Annotated in this window: 11 protein-coding genes; all 11 read right to left on the bottom strand. The window is 52.8% G+C overall.

The window, feature by feature from the left end:
- Nucleotides 1–12: 12 nt before the first annotated feature.
- Nucleotides 13–1,617, bottom strand: a complete 1,605-nt coding sequence (locus tag GEOB_RS11315; RefSeq protein WP_012647356.1) for a CTP synthase — start codon at nt 1,615–1,617, stop codon at nt 13–15.
- A 34-nt stretch (nt 1,618–1,651) separates the two neighbouring features.
- The gene (kdsB, locus tag GEOB_RS11310; RefSeq protein WP_012647355.1) at nt 1,652–2,413 is read right to left on the bottom strand and encodes a 3-deoxy-manno-octulosonate cytidylyltransferase; all 762 of its coding nucleotides are present in this window, start codon (nt 2,411–2,413) and stop codon (nt 1,652–1,654) included.
- 101 nt (nt 2,414–2,514) lie between these two features.
- Nucleotides 2,515–3,753 (bottom strand): EAL and HDOD domain-containing protein, encoded by a 1,239-nt coding sequence (locus GEOB_RS11305; protein ID WP_012647354.1) that lies wholly within the window; start codon nt 3,751–3,753, stop codon nt 2,515–2,517.
- A 53-nt stretch (nt 3,754–3,806) separates the two neighbouring features.
- Nucleotides 3,807–4,874: a protein-glutamate methylesterase/protein-glutamine glutaminase gene (locus GEOB_RS11300; protein WP_012647353.1), complete on the bottom strand. Its 1,068-nt coding sequence runs from the start codon at nt 4,872–4,874 to the stop codon at nt 3,807–3,809.
- 33 nt (nt 4,875–4,907) lie between these two features.
- Complete coding sequence (locus tag GEOB_RS11295; RefSeq protein ID WP_012647352.1) at nt 4,908–5,768, bottom strand: CheR family methyltransferase; 861 nt, start codon at nt 5,766–5,768, stop codon at nt 4,908–4,910.
- 326 nt (nt 5,769–6,094) lie between these two features.
- A complete protein-coding gene (locus tag GEOB_RS11290; protein ID WP_012647351.1) occupies nt 6,095–8,305 on the bottom strand; it encodes a HAMP domain-containing methyl-accepting chemotaxis protein in 2,211 nt (736 codons plus the stop codon).
- A gap of 34 nt (nt 8,306–8,339) precedes the next feature.
- On the bottom strand, nt 8,340–8,849 hold the full coding sequence (locus GEOB_RS11285; protein ID WP_012647350.1) for a chemotaxis protein CheW: 510 nt from the start codon (nt 8,847–8,849) through the stop codon (nt 8,340–8,342).
- A gap of 136 nt (nt 8,850–8,985) precedes the next feature.
- Entirely contained in the window at nt 8,986–10,674 is a 1,689-nt protein-coding gene (locus tag GEOB_RS11280) for a methyl-accepting chemotaxis protein (protein WP_012647349.1), read from the bottom strand.
- 36 nt (nt 10,675–10,710) lie between these two features.
- On the bottom strand, nt 10,711–11,217 hold the full coding sequence (locus tag GEOB_RS11275; RefSeq protein WP_012647348.1) for a chemotaxis protein CheW: 507 nt from the start codon (nt 11,215–11,217) through the stop codon (nt 10,711–10,713).
- A 224-nt stretch (nt 11,218–11,441) separates the two neighbouring features.
- Complete coding sequence (locus tag GEOB_RS11270; RefSeq protein ID WP_230198931.1) at nt 11,442–12,968, bottom strand: sensor histidine kinase; 1,527 nt, start codon at nt 12,966–12,968, stop codon at nt 11,442–11,444.
- 329 nt (nt 12,969–13,297) lie between these two features.
- Nucleotides 13,298–16,447 (bottom strand): methyl-accepting chemotaxis protein, encoded by a 3,150-nt coding sequence (locus GEOB_RS11265; protein ID WP_012647346.1) that lies wholly within the window; start codon nt 16,445–16,447, stop codon nt 13,298–13,300.
- Nucleotides 16,448–16,527: the final 80 nt, after the last annotated feature.

Raw genomic sequence — 16,527 nt, 5'->3', positions numbered from 1 at the left:
CCCTTGTGTCTTTTACGCTTTTTTGTTCTGCAGCGCAGCGGCAATGAACGCCTTGAAAAGAGGATGCGGATTGAGCGGCTTTGATTTGAATTCAGGGTGGAATTGGCAACCGACAAACCACGGATGGTCTGTTATCTCGACAATTTCAACAAGATCCCCTTCCTTGTAAACACCAGAAAGGACCAGCCCGTTTTCCACAAGTACAGTGCGGTTCTTGTTATTGAACTCGTAGCGGTGACGGTGGCGCTCGGATATATCCAGTGTCCCGTACGCCTTCTGGGCAAAGCTCCCTTTGGTCAAGGTGCAGGGGTAGGCCCCCAGGCGCATGGTTCCCCCCTTGCGGCTGACACCTTTCTGCTCTTCCATTAAATGTATGACCGGATTCAGACAGTCGGGCTTGAACTCGCTGGAAAACGCATCCTCCAAGCCGCAAACATTGCGGGCATACTCCACCACCGCCATCTGCATGCCGAGACAGATGCCGAAAAACGGGATTTTTCGCGTCCTGGCAAACTCGATTGTCTTTATTTTCCCCTCGGTACCCCTTTCACCAAAGCCGCCCGGCACCAGAATCCCGTCCACATCCTCAAGAAGGCCGTCTATGCCCTCCTGCTCTATCTTTTCCGAATCCAGGTAAGTCAGGTGTACCCGGCAATCATTTGCAATGCCGCCGTGGGTAAGGGCTTCGGATAGCGATTTGTACGATTCGGTCAGGTTGACGTACTTACCGACGATGGCAATACGTACCTTGCCGTGACTTGGATTCATCAGCTTTTCCACGACCTGCTGCCATGGGGCCAGGTCTGGAGCCTTGGTCCAGATATTGAGCTTTTCCACCACCTGCTCGTCCAGACCTTCCCGGTGAAGAGCCAATGGAACGGCATAGATATGCTCAGCGTCCTGGGAGGTTATGACTGCTTTTTCTTCCACATTGCAGAAGAGGGCAATCTTTGCCTTCATGTCCCGGGGCAGATCCTGCTCACATCGGCAAATGAGAATATCAGGCTGAATGCCGATCTCCCGCAACTCTTTCACCGAGTGCTGGGTAGGTTTGGTCTTCAATTCGTCGGCAGTCTTGATGAACGGGACCAGCGTCACATGGAGGTAAAGGACATTGGCCGCGCCACGGTCAGCCTTGAACTGGCGGATAGCCTCAAGGAAAGGGAGCGATTCTATGTCGCCGACCGTCCCGCCGATCTCGATAATGGCAATGTCCGACCCTTTGGCGTTCTCGATGATCTTCGATTTTATTTCGTCGGTTATATGGGGAATGACCTGGACCGTCCCCCCCAGATAGTCACCCCGCCGTTCCTTCTCAATTACCGAAAAATAAACCTGTCCGGTCGTAAAATTGCTCTTTTTCGAAAGGCGGGCTGAGGTGTAGCGCTCATAATGCCCCAGGTCAAGGTCGGTTTCGGCACCGTCATCGGTAACAAATACTTCGCCATGCTGGAATGGTGACATGGTTCCCGGATCCACATTTATATAGGGATCCAGCTTCTGATGGGTTACCCTGAGGCCTCTGGACTCCAGCAGAGCACCCAAAGAAGCGGCGGCGAGTCCCTTGCCGATGGAGGACACAACGCCGCCGGTTACAAAAATAAATTTGGTTTTCATCGCAGTAACTCCTGTAATATCAATGGGGAAAAGCTTATCCCCGGTCCTTCAACCTTTCCAGCACCTTATCCAGGTCACCAGGTGTATCGACACCGATCGATTCAAAATCGGTCTCGACCACCTTGATGCGATAACCATTCTCCAAAACCCTGAGCTGTTCCAGTTTTTCCGCCATCTCAAGATAGGTGGGTGACATCTGGGCGAACTGAAGAAGGAACTCGCGCCTGTAGACGTACAGCCCCACATGTTTGAAGCAGAGCAGCTTACGTGAGGAGAACGCCTCGTCCTTCAGATCATTCCATTTGTCGCGAAAGTTCGGCAGCGGCGAACGGGAAAAATAGAGGGCATACCCCTCCCAATCGGTTACAACCTTGACCACGTTGGGACTGAGAAAGTCATGCAGGCTCTTGATGCGTGTCTTGAGTGTTCCCATGAGCAGGGAAGAGTCCTCGGCAAGGGGACTGATGGCCTCATCGATCATTGCCGGATCTATGAGGGGTTCGTCTCCCTGTACATTGACGATAATGTCCGAATCGAGCCGGGCAGCCACCTCAGCCAGGCGGTCGGTGCCGGTCTCATGGGACCTGGAGGTCATTTCCGCTCTGCCGCCGAAAGCACGAACAGCCGCAACGATACGCTCATCGTCGGTGGCCACGATAACTTCCGAGACCAGCGATGCCTTCAGGGTACGTTCGTAAACATGCTGCACCATGGGCTTTCCCTGAATCTGAGCCAGGGCTTTCCCTTCGAAACGGGTCGAAGCATATCTTGCGGGGATAATTGCAGTTATCTTCATAGGATAGAGGGACCGTAACAAGAAAAAGTGGAATGTGTCCCTTCTCATCGGGCGGGACAAAGTAAGTTACATCAAAAGAAAGGGTCGTGTCAAGGAGGGAATTAGACCATGCCTGTCAAGCCATTGGTCCAGTTAATCGTCTCCAGTTGGGCTTCCAGAAGATGATCGGGTGTCAGTTTCGTCCGGTTCATCAGTTGGCTCGCCATTTTGAAATCGGCCTGTTCAACCGTCTCCGTCAGTTGCAGAAAATGGCCGAGAATCCCTTCCCGAGCCAGTAAAGCCCGGCGGATATCATCATCCAGATTGAGCTGCTGCACCATCTCTTCCATGGAAACCTCAAACAGTGAATCAACCAGAGAAAGAACACCGGTCATGAACGCACGATCCGAAAAATCAGTGTTAACGAGCAAGGCTTGCTGTTTTTTGACCAGAAGTTCCATCAGTTTGCCCCTGCTTGCCGCAATTTCCAGAAGAGGGCTGAATACCCCCTGGTCGCTTTTGCTGGCATAAAGGGCCAGCATGATCCACCGTTTCAACTGCTGCAGCCCTAAAACCATAAGAGCGTGACGCAGGGTCTTGATTCTCTCTCTCAGGCCGATGGCCACCGAATTCACCAGCCGCAGCAGGTTGTAAGTAAGGTTCGGGTTTTCCTTGAAGGTTTCCTCGATCTCGCTCAACTCCGCCTCTCTCATCACCTTTTCCAGCAGTTTTGTCAGTGTCAGCTGGGCAATGTCCACCCGCTTCTGTTTCAAGACTACCGGATGGGCAAAAAAATAGCCCTGAAACAACTGAAAACCTTGGGCTGAGCAGAAAGCGTATTGTTCGGCTGTCTCCACCTTTTCCGCCAGCATGGTGAGGGGCCAGCGCTTCAACAGCTGCATCATTTCCGGAATTCTCTCAGGTGAGGTCTGGAGGATGTCCACTTTGATAATGTCGGTCAGCGTGTAAAGCTCTTCAAAGGCCGGGTTGTATTCATGATCATCAAGAGCTATGGTAAAACCCTGCTTTTTGAGTTCCCTGCAGCGCTCGATCACTTGACTGTTTATTTCGATGGTCTCCAAGAGCTCAACCACCACCTGTTCCCGGGGCAAAAGTTCCAGGCTGTCGCTCATGAGCATCTCCAGGTCCACGTTGAAATACCCCTTGTGCCGACCAAGTACCTCGTTAGTGCCGAAGTCAGTGAGGGCATTGATTATGACACTGGCACTGGCCTGGAAGCTGTCGGTGATATTGGCAGAACAGAGACTTTCCGCCGAGCGGAAGAGAAGCTCGAAGCCGATTATCTTCTGGTTTATGTCCAGAATCGGTTGACGTCCTAGAAAGAATTTTTCCTGCCCCACAATGTCTCCCTGAATGCTGGTTGCATCTCTCTGCTACGCCACTGTGCAGCCGGCTAATCACACAGGCGTATAACTTCTCTTGCTATGCAATCCAGAGGCCGAACCAGATCAACCCCCCCCAGTTTTATCGCTTCATTCGGCATACCGAACACCACCGAAGTCGCCTCGTCCTGGGCGATGGTCTTTGCCCCCGCCTCTTTCATTTCCAGCATTCCCTTGGCGCCGTCGTCCCCCATGCCAGTCATGATAACCCCCACGGCATTTTTACCGGCATAGCGGGCTGCCGAGCGAAAGAGCACGTCGACAGACGGGCGATGCCTGGAGACAAGGGGCCCCTCCTTAACCTCTACGTAATAGCGGGCGCCGCTTCTTTTCAACAGCAGGTGATGATTGCCAGGGGCAATGAGAGCCCGCCCACGCACCACCGTATCGTTATTTTCCGCCTCCTTCACGGAAACCCGGCATATTCCGTCCAACCTCTGGGAAAAAGCCCGCGTAAAACCTTCTGGCATGTGCTGCACAATGACTATTCCCGGGCTGTCCGCAGGCAGGACCTCCAGGAAGGCGCGCAATGCCTCGGTTCCCCCGGTGGAGGCTCCCACCACCACAACTTTCTCCGTGGTCTGCATCATAGCCTTGGAACTCGGTTTTGCCATAATGACGTCAGCTGTCAGTTTCGGGGCAATGGCACGCGGCTTTGCCGCCACCTTTCTTAATCTGGCCTGGCTGGCAGCCTTGACCACATCGCAGATCCTCATCCTGGATTCTTCCAGAAACTGCTTCGTTCCCATCCGCGGTTTCTGGATAATTTCCACAGCTCCGTATTCCAAAGCTTTCAAGGCCGTCTCCGAGCCTAAATCCGTAAGACTGGAACACATCACCACCGGAATCGGGTGCTGGCTCATTATCTTGTGGAGAAAGGTAATACCGTCCATGCGAGGCATTTCCACATCAAGGGTTATGACGTCAGGCACCTCGTCTCTGATGCGGTCAGCGGCAATAAACGGGTCAGCTGCCGTGGCAATGACTTTGATCTGGGGGTCAGACTCGAGGATTTCCACCATCGTCTGCCGAACCACAGCAGAATCATCCACAACGAGCACGCGAATTTTATCTTTCATGGCCACCACGCTTTAAATTCGAGATTATTCCTCTCATCTGAGTTTCCTGTAGACAGTCGGATGAACCGCCGTAAGTGGCACGTTTAATCCGTTGAGGGTTTCGGAGTGCCCCATGAAAATATGCGAACCTTGAGCCATGTGCATGTAAAAGTGGTTCAAGAGCCGCTCCTGAGTCTGACGGTCGAAATAAATAATGACATTTCTGCAAAAAATAATATCCAGCTGTTCCCGCATGCCGAAATCGCCATCCATGAAATTCAGCCTGCGAAAATGGACCTTGTCGCGCAGGGCAGGGATAATCCTCACCCGGGGATTGTTTTTGTCTTTGCCGCGCAGCAGATACTTTTTCTTCAGGGCCATGGGGACAGGAATCACCCGCTCTTCCTCATATATGGCAAGCCTGGCTTTCTCCAGGACCCGTGAGGAAATATCGGTAGCCAAAATTTCGAATCTGAACCCAGGACAGGCTTCACCAAACTCGGATAGCACCATGGCCAGGGTATATGGCTCCTCTCCCGAGGAACAGCCGGCGCTCCAGACCATAAGCTTTTTCCCCCTGTGCTTGTTTTCCCATTCGGGGAGAACCCTGTTCAAAAGATAATCGAAGTGTTCAGGTTCGCGGAAAAAATCGGTCTTATTGGTCGTCACCAGGTCGGTCATCTGGACCATCTCTTCTTCCATCCCTTCGCTACTGAAAAGATACTCGCAGTAGTCACTGAATGAAGATATATCCAGGGTACGCAGCCGTTTCTGCAGCCGCGCCTCGAGCATTGTTTTTTTTGCCGGCGGCATCTTTATGCCCAGCTCATCGTATATGAACTGGCTCAACCGGTTAAAATCCTTTGTCGACAAGGATTGACGTCCATTCAGAGCAGCGTCGGAAGCATGGTCCATTATCACCTCCCTGTGATACTCCTGCAGATTGCAGCAGGTAGTTCTTTGGAGTACTTATCGGATCAAGGAGACTATTGTTTAACAGGTTGTTGAAAAACGTGATGAGGAGGTCGGGATGCAAGGCTCAAGTGAAGGAGGGAGCGAAACGTACCGTGATGTACGTTGAGTTTCCGAGTGAGCGGCAACACAGCAGACCGGCCCTTCAGGCCCCGCGGGTCCGCAATAGTTTTTCAACAGCCTGCTAAAGAAAACGAGCATGGAAAAGGGCAGAAGTCCGGCTGACGCCAACGGACTTCTGCCCTTCAGATACAAGAGATATGGACAGATCAGTATTTTTCGAAATCCACGTCCATGTGGTCGACTCCGCTGTCCATATCCAGATCATGGCCTACGGCAGACTTGGATGGATGGCTGTTGGCCTTTTCCCCATTGCCCATGTGCTGAATCCTGATCCTTTGGGGTTGCTTGTCTTTCTGGTAAGCAGGTGCCCTGGCAGCGGCTTTTCTCCCCTGCTCGACATTCTCAATTCGGAAAAAGGAGATTGAACATTGGAGCTGCTCTGCTTGAGAAGCCAGCTCTTCGGCAGTGGAAGCCATCTCTTCGGACGCCCCCGCATTCTGCTGGATCACCTGGTCCAGCTGCTGGATCGCCTTGTTGATCTGCTCGGCGCCGGTATCCTGCTCTCTGCTGGCGGCGCTGATTTCCTGCACCAGTTCGGCGGTTCGCTGGATATCCGGCACCATCTTCGTCAGCAGGTCCCCAGCCCTTACCGCCACGTCAACGCTTGAGGCGGACAGTTCGCTGATCTCTGCTGCGGCCTTCTGGCTCCGCTCTGCCAGCTTGCGCACCTCGGAGGCAACCACCGCAAAACCCTTGCCGTGTTCTCCCGCACGGGCGGCCTCTATGGCTGCATTCAGCGCCAGCAGGTTTGTCTGGCGGGCGATCTCTTCGATGATGGATATCTTCCCGGCGATGTCCTTCATGGCACGGACCGTTTCTTCCACTGCCTTGCCCCCTTCACGGGCGTCGCCGGCAGATTTCACCGCTATCTTTTCCGTCTGCAGGGCGTTGTCGGCGTTCTGCCTGATGTTGGATGACATCTCTTCCATGCTGGATGATGCCTCTTCGGCAGCTGCCGCCTGCTCGCTTGCCCCCTGGGACATTTCTTCCGAGCCCGACGACATCTGCTGGCTCCCTGAGGCCACGTTATCGGCAGCGTTTTTGACCTCGGTGACAATCTCCGTCAACTTTTTCACCATCAGGGCCAGGGCCTGCATCAGGCGGTCGTTTGCCGAGCGATCTTCCACCTTGACCAGGAGATTACCCCCCGCAATCTCCTGGGCCAGCAGTGTAACATTGTTCATCGCCTCTATCAGCTGATTGATGTTGTTCTTGATCTCGTTAAAATCCCCTTGATAGGCATCGGTAATCTGCGGCGGTACGTCACCCTTGCTGATGCGATTGACACAATCGGCGGTCATTTTGAATGGCGTTACAAAGGCATCCACCAGCCTGTTGATTCCGGTCAACAGATCGGCCCATCCCCCCTGGTAACCGGAGGTGTCGCCGCGCCGATCCAGCTTTCCTTCCTGAATGGCTGTAATGAGGGTGACCGTTTCCTTGAGTATGCCCTTGATGGCAGCAACCATTGCCGTCAGGTTCTGACCCAGGAGGTCCTTGTCCGAACGGATTTTTATCTCGACGGACATATCCCCTGCTGCCACCCTTTCCGCAGCCAGCGCCGATTCACGCAGACTGTCGATCATGTTCTTCATGGCACTCAACAGCTGACCGGTCTCATCGCCGGACATAACCACGATATCCACCGACAGGTCTCCATCCGCCAGCTTATTGGCGACATCAACCGCTTCCGAAATCGGTTTCTTGATGCTGCGGGTGATGAGGATGCTGATCAGGAATCCAACAGCTATGGCGATCAGGCTGACGATAAGCATCATCACCACCGTCTTGTCCTGTTTCGCCGTTACCAGTTTCTTCGCCCCTTCCATGCGTTTATTGGCCTCTTGGGCAAATTCAACGGCCGTCGCCTCCATTTTATGACTTTCATCCTTCACATCGCCAATGGCCTTGTTGGCATCGGCAGTAGTCAAGATTTTCCCCTCTTTTATAAGGGAATAGACTTTGTTGTAACCGGCAGCGTATCCAGCCAGCTTATCCTTGATGATCTTTACCTGCTCCTTGTCCTGCGTAGTCACGGCTACCTTTTCAAGGGAGGCAATCCGCTCCTCGACCTTTTCCCGCTCCCCGTTCCACTTCTTGAAGTACTCATCCACCTTATCCATGGAAGCGATGTTGATGAACGTGTCCTTTTCATAACGCCGCAATCCGAGGATGTTGGCCCGGGCACGGGCAGAATGCTGGGCTATTACCGCATCGCCGTCCAGCATAGCCACTGTAGTACCCGATACGGCGTTTACCCCCCAATAGCCAACCAACCCTACCAGCAGCAACATGACCAGCACCAGTCCAAAGCCAAGGCCTAGCCTCATTCCAATCTTCAAGTCCCAAACCTTCATTGCTATCCTCCTTTTGACTATCAACTGGTAAAAGTCAGCCGTTGGAAACCTGTGAGATATCGTCATCAATGGCCTGCACCGCAGCCAGTTCTTCACCGGAAAAGATCCTGTCGATATCCAGGATCATGATGAATTGCTCATCCCTTTTGCCCATGCCGCGGATGAAATCGGTCCTCATCCTGGCGCCGATTCGCGGTGGCGGCTCGATCTGATCAGGCTCCAGATCCAGCACCTCCTGCACCGAATCGGCCATGGCACCGAGGATCGTGATCTCACCGTCCACATCCACCTCGACGATGATGATACAGGTATTGACGGTATTCTCCGTGGCATCGATGGCGAATTTCAGCCGCATGTCCACCACCGGCACCACATTGCCGCGCAGGTTGATGACACCTCGCATGAAATCGGGGGTCTGGGGCACCTTGGTCACCGTCGTGTAATCCAGCACCTCCCGCACCTTGCCGATATCCAGGGCGAAGACTTCTTCATCCAGGGTAAAAGTAAGGTATTGTGTTGCACCTTCAATCTGAGATCCTTCCATAGACTCCCCCTTTTCGACAAATCTGTTCAAAGCAGCATGATTACTTATCGTCTGACGCATATTTTTCTTTAGATGGTTTAACTATTTAAAAAAAAAGCCGCGCAAAGCGCGGCTTCGGTGACTACAACAGCGAGATCTAAAACTTCTCGAACTCTTTATCAAAATGGTCGACTCCGCCTGTCATATCCAGGTCATGACCAACTGAAGTCTTGGCAGGATAGCCGTTCGCCTTTTCGGCACGGGCAATATGCTGGATCTTCACCTTGCGGGGCTGAACGGTTTTGGTTGGAGACGGGGCCTTCGCGGTATTCTTTCTCACCGATTCCCCGTCACCTATCCTGAAGAAGGAAATTGAAGACTGGAGTTGTTCTGCCTGGGAAGCCAGCTCTTCGGCGGTGGAGGCCATCTCTTCGGACGCCCCCGCATTCTGCTGGATCACCTGGTCCAGCTGCTGGATCGCCTTGTTGATCTGCTCGGCCCCTGTATCCTGCTCTCTACTGGCGGCGCTGATTTCCTGCACCAGTTCGGCGGTTCGCTGGATATCCGGCACCATCTTCGTCAAAAGATCCCCTGCCTTTTCCGCCACCTCCACACTGGAAGCGGACAGTTCGCTGATCTCTGCTGCTGCCTTCTGGCTCCGCTCTGCCAGCTTACGTACCTCGGAAGCCACGACGGCAAAACCCTTGCCGTGTTCTCCGGCACGGGCGGCTTCTATGGCGGCATTGAGCGCCAGGAGATTGGTCTGGCGGGCGATCTCTTCGATGATGGATATTTTCCCGGCGATGTCCTTCATGGCATGGACCGTTTCTTCCACTGCCTTCCCCCCTTCACGGGCGTCACCGGCGGATTTGACCGCGATTTTTTCCGTCTGCAAGGCGTTATCGGCATTCTGCCTGATGTTGGAGGACATCTCCTCCATGCTGGACGATGCCTCTTCGGCGGCGGCTGCCTGCTCGCTTGCCCCTTGGGACATTTCTTCCGAGCCCGATGACATCTGTTGGCTACCCGACGCCACGTTGTCGGCAGCGGTCTTAACCTCGGCAACAATTTCCTTCAACCTCTCAACCATATTTTTCATGGCAGCAAGCAGAATACCGGTCTCATCCTGGCTGGTAGCATCTATTTCCACTGTCAGATCACCTTCTGCCAGACGGTTGGATACTCCAACTGCGTCATTGAGGGGTTTGGTGATGCTGCGGGTCATGAAGAAAGCGATGATGCAGCCCAGCAGAATTGCGCCGGCCCCCATGGAAAGGAGGATGGTCGATACCTTTATGGCCTGATTGACCACTTCACGGGAGTTCCTGATGGCCTCGTCGCTTTGAGCTTTTTGCAACTTTTCAACGAGCTCCACCAACGGCCCGCGTGCTTTATCCAGTTCAGCATTAACCTTGCTTCCTTCTGCCAGGCCACTGGTAATGAAAACATCCACCATCCGTTCTCCCAGTTGCAGGAAATCTTTCAGCCGGTTCTCAATCGCCTCAACATCCTTCAGGCTGGCCGTGTCGTTTTCCTTGCGAAACATCTCCTTGAATTTCTCAAGGTTTTCCATCACCTTCCTAGAGCTGTCTTCAGCTTCCTTAATACCTTCCCTGTCATGTGTAGCAGCAGCATCTGTTATTGCTTCGGCCATCGAAGTAATTTCTATATCTATCTCGTAGGCAGCCATCAGGTGGGGCAGAGATTCCGTCACCACCTCACTGGCTTCATGGCGCACAGTATTGAGCCTCAAAGCAGTTATGGCAATGGCAATGACAAAAACTGCCAATATGACGCTGAACCCCAAACCTAAGCGGGTTCCGATTTTCAGGTTACTTAACTTCATTACATACCTCCTTTTTCAGCCACGCAATTCAATGACCTATTCATTAGCTGCGGCAGCGATGTTTTCTCCCTGCACCGCAGCCAGTTCCTCTCCCGAAAAAATCCTGTCGATGTCCAGTATCATGATGAACTGCTCATCCCGTTTTCCCATGCCACTGATGAAATCGGTCCTCATTTTTGTGCCGATCCTGGGAGGCGGCTCGATCTGATCCGGTTCCAGGTCCAGCACTTCCTGTACCGAATCGGCCATGGCGCCAAGAATAGTGACCTCGCCGTCCACAGCCACTTCGACAATGATGATGCAGGTGTTGACGGTATTCTCCGTGGCATTGATGGCGAATTTCAGCCGCATGTCCACCACCGGCACCACATTGCCGCGCAGATTAATCACCCCGCGCATGAAATCAGGGGTCTGGGGAACCTTGGTCACCGTTGTGTAGTCCAGCACCTCCCGTACCTTGCCGATATCCAGGGCAAAAACTTCGTCATCGAGGGTAAAAGTGAGATATTGAGTCGCTCCAGTCTGATCGGTTGCCTGTTCCATTGTTTTTATTCCTTTCCGCATTTTGATGTCTTGCGTAGTAAAATTTTATAAGACCAGCTATTTTCTGAATTACTAGTAAGCCTTATCGGAAAGAAACCTTATTTCTTAAAGGTTTTTTCCATTTACTATGAACATGAACCTAAAAAAGACACAAAAAAAGCCATGGAAACCCATGGCTTGGTCAAGAATCTATTTAGTGGCCATCCGGAAACTCCGATGACCCGTTAAAGGCTGAAAAAGAATGTCGCTCCTTTCTCAATCTCTCCCTCTGCCCAGATCCGCCCGCCATGGCGCTGAATTATCCTCTGCACGGTGGCAAGCCCGATGCCCACACCGGAAAATTCTTCCGAGCGGTGAATACGTTCGAACGGCTTGAACATCTTTTTGGCGAATTTCATATCGAAGCCTGCACCATCATCGCGGATGAAAAAGACCTTTCGTGTTTTCTGCTCCATCACGCCGAATTCGATAGTCGCCTGTTGATGCTTCGCCGTATACTTGCAGGCATTATCCAGGAGATTTCTAAGGGCCACCATCAGCAGGTTTCTGTCTCCTCTGGCCATGACCATCGGCGCCACCAACAACTCGATGTTGCGTCCGACATACGCAGTTTGCAAGTCGTTCATAATTTCATGACACATCTCGCTCAGATTTATCTCCTCCACCATCAGGTCGCTACGGGTCAGCATTGTCAATTCGAGAAGTATATCTATGACCTCTTTCAGCTGTTTGCTGTTCCTCTCAATGCTTTCCGCATAGGTGCGCCCCTGGTTGTCGAGGGTATCACCGCAGTCTTCGAGCAATGCCCGGCTGTATCCTTCAAGACGCGTCAGCGGAGCTCGAAGGTCATGGGATATGGCATAACAAAATCCCTCCAGTTCCCGGTTGGAAGCCTCAAGTTGGGCAGTCCTTTTTCTTACCCTGGCCTCCAGTTCTTCGTTCAGCATGCGTATCTCGTCTTCTGTCCGTTTGCGGCCACTGATATCACGGTTGCTCCCCCGGGTACCGATGAAATTGCCCTCGTCATCGTAGGCAGGCTGGCAGACATGGCCGATCCAGCGCATACTGCCGTCCGGCCTGACGATGCGAAAAGCAACTGAATCGGTTTTGCGCCCCTCTTCAACCTCTTTTCTGTGAGTCTCATAACACCTCAGATCCTCGTGAAAAATAATGCGGCGAAAAAGTTCATGATCCGTCACGAACTCCTCGGCTCCATGACCGGTGATCTCCTTGCAGGCGGGTGACGAATAGATGAACCGGCCCTGCACATCCAGCCAGAACTCCCAGCCATAGGTATTCTCGGCTACGATGCGATATTTCATCTCCGATGCTCGTAAAGCGGTTTCTGCACGCAAACGCTCTTCGACCTCATCTTTGAGCCGCAGATTGGCCCTTTCCAGTTCCGCAGTTCGTTCCATGACTTTTAGTTCAAGATTCTGCTTTGATTTCCACAGAGCCTGTTCAGCAGAGTATAATCTCTCTTCGCTTTGCCGCAGTTTTCTGCTTCCCAGACAGATCCCGCCAATCCCCACTATCCATAACATTACGAGGCCAAAAGTATTGATCAAACCGACCATCTCCTCAATGTCGGTGAGAAGTGCGATAGCCATGACCGCAATCACTACAGTCCAGACCAGCCCCAACAGCTGGGCACCCCTGCCATCCCCATCAACCAGGATATTATAATCCTTGGAGCCGTTCGGCATCATCATCCTTTCGGGATAAAGTTTGAAGTAGTTTATTATATTCAATTAACATGAAAGGTAAAGCTAAATATAAAAGTGCCTGGTTCTTTTGAACCAGGCACTTCAGATTGCTGACGAAGTCACAATATGTAAGGCTGATCAAAAAGCCCTAGGTGCAAGGCGCCCGAAACCTGAGGAGTGAGGCGTACTTAACGGTACGCCGCAGCGACGACTGGTAAGGGCAACGCCGCAGATAGGGCTTTTTCATCAGACTCAAGTGCCTGGTTCTTTTGAACCAGGCACTTTCGCTTCACCTTGGCCCCGGCTGTGTTGCTCCTCCGGCAAGGCGGCAGCTGGAGCTGCGTCGCCGCGCCTTGCCGGGAACCAAAATCCCTTTAGTATTTTTCGAAAATACTGTCCAGATTGTCGTGTCCATCCGTCATATCCAGGTCATGACCGACCACTGCCTTTTTCCCATAACCGTTGGCCTTGGCTTTTTTTATCTCCTTGACCGGCTGCACCTTTTGTTTCACCTGGGGAATGACTTTTTGTTCCATCGGTCGTTTCACGGCAATAGCGTCACGGATCTTGAAGAAGGCTATGGTGCTTTGCAGCTGCTCAGCCTGTGAAGCCAACTCTTCGGCTGTGGATGCCATTTCTTCGGAAGCGCCTGCATTCTGCTGAATCACCTGATCCAGTTGCTGTATTGCCTTGTTGATCTGCTCGGCGCCGGCATCCTGCTCTCTGCTACTGGCGCTTATCTCCAGTACAAGTTCTGCCGTCTTCTGAATGTCGGGAACGATCTTACTGAGCATGTTTCCTGCCGATTCAGCTACCCCGACACTGGTTGAGGACAGCTCCGAAATTTCCGCGGCAGCTCGCTGGCTTCGCTCGGCCAGCTTGCGTACCTCGCTGGCCACCACTGCGAACCCTTTGCCGTGTTCGCCTGCCCGGGCCGCCTCTATGGCCGCATTGAGGGCAAGGAGATTGGTCTGGCGGGCTATTTCTTCGATGATCGATATCTTGCCGGCGATGTCCTTCATGGCAGCAACGGTCTCAAGTACCGCTTTCCCACCCTCCTGGGCATCCTTGGCCGATTTGGATGCTATTTTTTCCGTCTGTATGGCATTATCGGCGTTCTGCCGGATATTGGAAGACATCTCCTCCATGGAGGAAGATGCCTCTTCGGCGGCCGCAGCCTGCTCACTGGCCCCCTGGGACATTCCGGTGGAAGCCGAAGACAATTCCTGGCTTCCGGCCGCCACATTGTCGGCCGCTTTTTTAACGTCAGATACCACCTCATTCAGCATTTTAACCATCGCCGAAAGGGCATGCATCAGTTCATCTTCCGGCGAACGTTCCTTGATCTCTACGGTCAGATCCCCACCGGCAACGAGTTTGGCAGCCTCCGTAATGGTTTGAGTTGCCTGAACAGTGGTATTCACTGCATGGGCGATAACGTCAAAAGTCTGTTTCACCTCTTTGGTGTCGTCATCTGCCGGTGCGGTGGCAATGGTGAAATTGATCTCTCCCTTCGCCAGTCGTTCCAGGCCATCAACCAGCTTGTTCGTTTCCACCGCCTGGAAGTCGGCTATTTTTTTCGCCACTCTTGCCGCCCTTTTCACAGCGGTCAGATCGGTTACTACCTCCAGGGCACCCATGACATGGCCATGGCCATCCTTTATGGGCACTGCGGTATAGGAAATATCCAGATCGACACCGATGGCAGGATGGGCATCCGTTTCGCTGGTTGCCTCGATTCCGCCGGTTATAGCCTGCTGACAGGCACACTGAGCGGTTTTGCAATCGGATGTCTTGAAGTGATCGTAGCATTTGGTTCCCACCACCTGGGCGGGGGTCTTTCCACCTACCCTTGCCCCCAGGTCATTCATATAGAGGATGGTAAAATCATTATCGATAATCATGGCCGGTGACGGCATGCTGTCGAGAAAGCCCACCAGTCTGCCAATGGTCTCGTTAACACCGTGGACGATGGCACCATATGCCCCCGAGTGCTTGCCGGCATCGGCACGGATATTCAGCCGTCCTTCCATGGCAGCCCGGGCAAGCATTGCTACATCGGTGTTCAGGCCGTTGATAACCTCTACGCATTTATTCACAGCTTCGGCAATTTTTTCGAAGGTCGCTTTTACTTCCATGGTGTCGCCATCGGCAGACTCCGGTACCACCGTCAAATCCACATCACCCTGTGCCAGCCTTCCCAGCCCTTCCACCAGCTTTTTCGTTTCCTTATTCTGGTAATCGGCAATTTTTGCGGCAAGGCGGGCAGCCTTCCTGACTGCTGTTTGATCGCTCACCACCTCGAAAGCCCCGACTACCTGGCCGGAATCGTTACGTAACGGAACCCCGGTATAGGAGATTTCCAGATCGATGCCGGCTGCAGGATGGGCATCGGTCTCGCTGCTTGCCGGCTGCCCGGTCTGAAGCGCCCTTCCACAGGCACAGTTGTGGGTTTTACAATCTGACGTCTTGAAATGGTCGTAACATTTGGCGCCGAGCACCTGTTGTTGCGTCTTGCCCCCCACCTGGGCGCCCAATTCATTCATATATAGGATATTGAAGTCATTATCGATTATCATTGCCGGAGCCGGCATACTGTCCAACAGGCCTACCAGCCTGTTAATGGTCGCGTTGACCCCTTCGACCACCCTGCGGAAATCTCCTTCGTGTTTAGAGGAATCGGCGCGCAGGGTAAGTTTGCCCTCCACGGCCGCCTTGGCAAGCATATCCGTATCGTCCACCAGCATTTTTATGTGGTCGATCATTTTCTTCATGCTGTTTAAAAGCAGGCCTGTTTCATCGGCGCCCGTATTGCCTATTTCCACGCTCATGTCGCCGGCGGCAACCCGGTTGCTGATGTCAACCGCCTGTGCTATGGGCCTGGTGATGCTTCTCGTCACCAGCCAGCCGATCACCCCCGCCAAGGCGAAGCAGACAGCCAGAAGAACGTAGATAAGCAGGGAAATTCTGCCATAGGTCTCCACCGCCTCTTTGCCGGTCCGGTCCATTTCACCGCTCTGGTACCTGATCATCTCTGACGATGCCTCCAGATATGCGGTCTGCAATTGACGGTACTTGCCGAAAAGCAAGCCTGTCGCAGCTTTTTTATCTCCCGCATCTATGACTGAAAGAACGTGGGCCATTTCCGCCTCGTATTTGGCACGTGCGTCCTGGAGCGTATTTAGAAGCCCTTTGCCTTTCTCGCTCGTGACCGTCTTTTCCAGCTCGTCATAGTGCTTGTTGATGGCTGCAGTAGCGTCGATTACCCTTGACCGTTCCTTCTGCATGACGGTTTTGTCATCGGTCAGGAGCATGTTGCGCAACGCCCTGGCAACCACATTCACCTCACCGATCATTGCGTTGGCCTGGACCGTCTTCGGCCATTTGTCCGTTACCAGAACTTCGACAGCATCATTGATTTTTTTCAACCCCAGGTGTGAGATGCCCCCCATAATCACCATCAAAACGATGATCACGCCATAAGACAGGGCCAAACGCGTTGCCAACTTCATTTCTTTAAACATGATTTTCCTCCGCCGTTGCATGCCATTTACCTTGAATTCCGTCGCTACCGACATTCTTCGGTAATATTACGGAGAACTTG

The sequence above is a fragment of the Geotalea daltonii FRC-32 genome (assembly GCF_000022265.1).
Taxonomy (GTDB): domain Bacteria; phylum Desulfobacterota; class Desulfuromonadia; order Geobacterales; family Geobacteraceae; genus Geotalea; species Geotalea daltonii.
The sequence above is the reverse complement of the archived record's forward strand: the minus strand, read 5'-3'. Positions and strand labels throughout refer to the sequence as shown.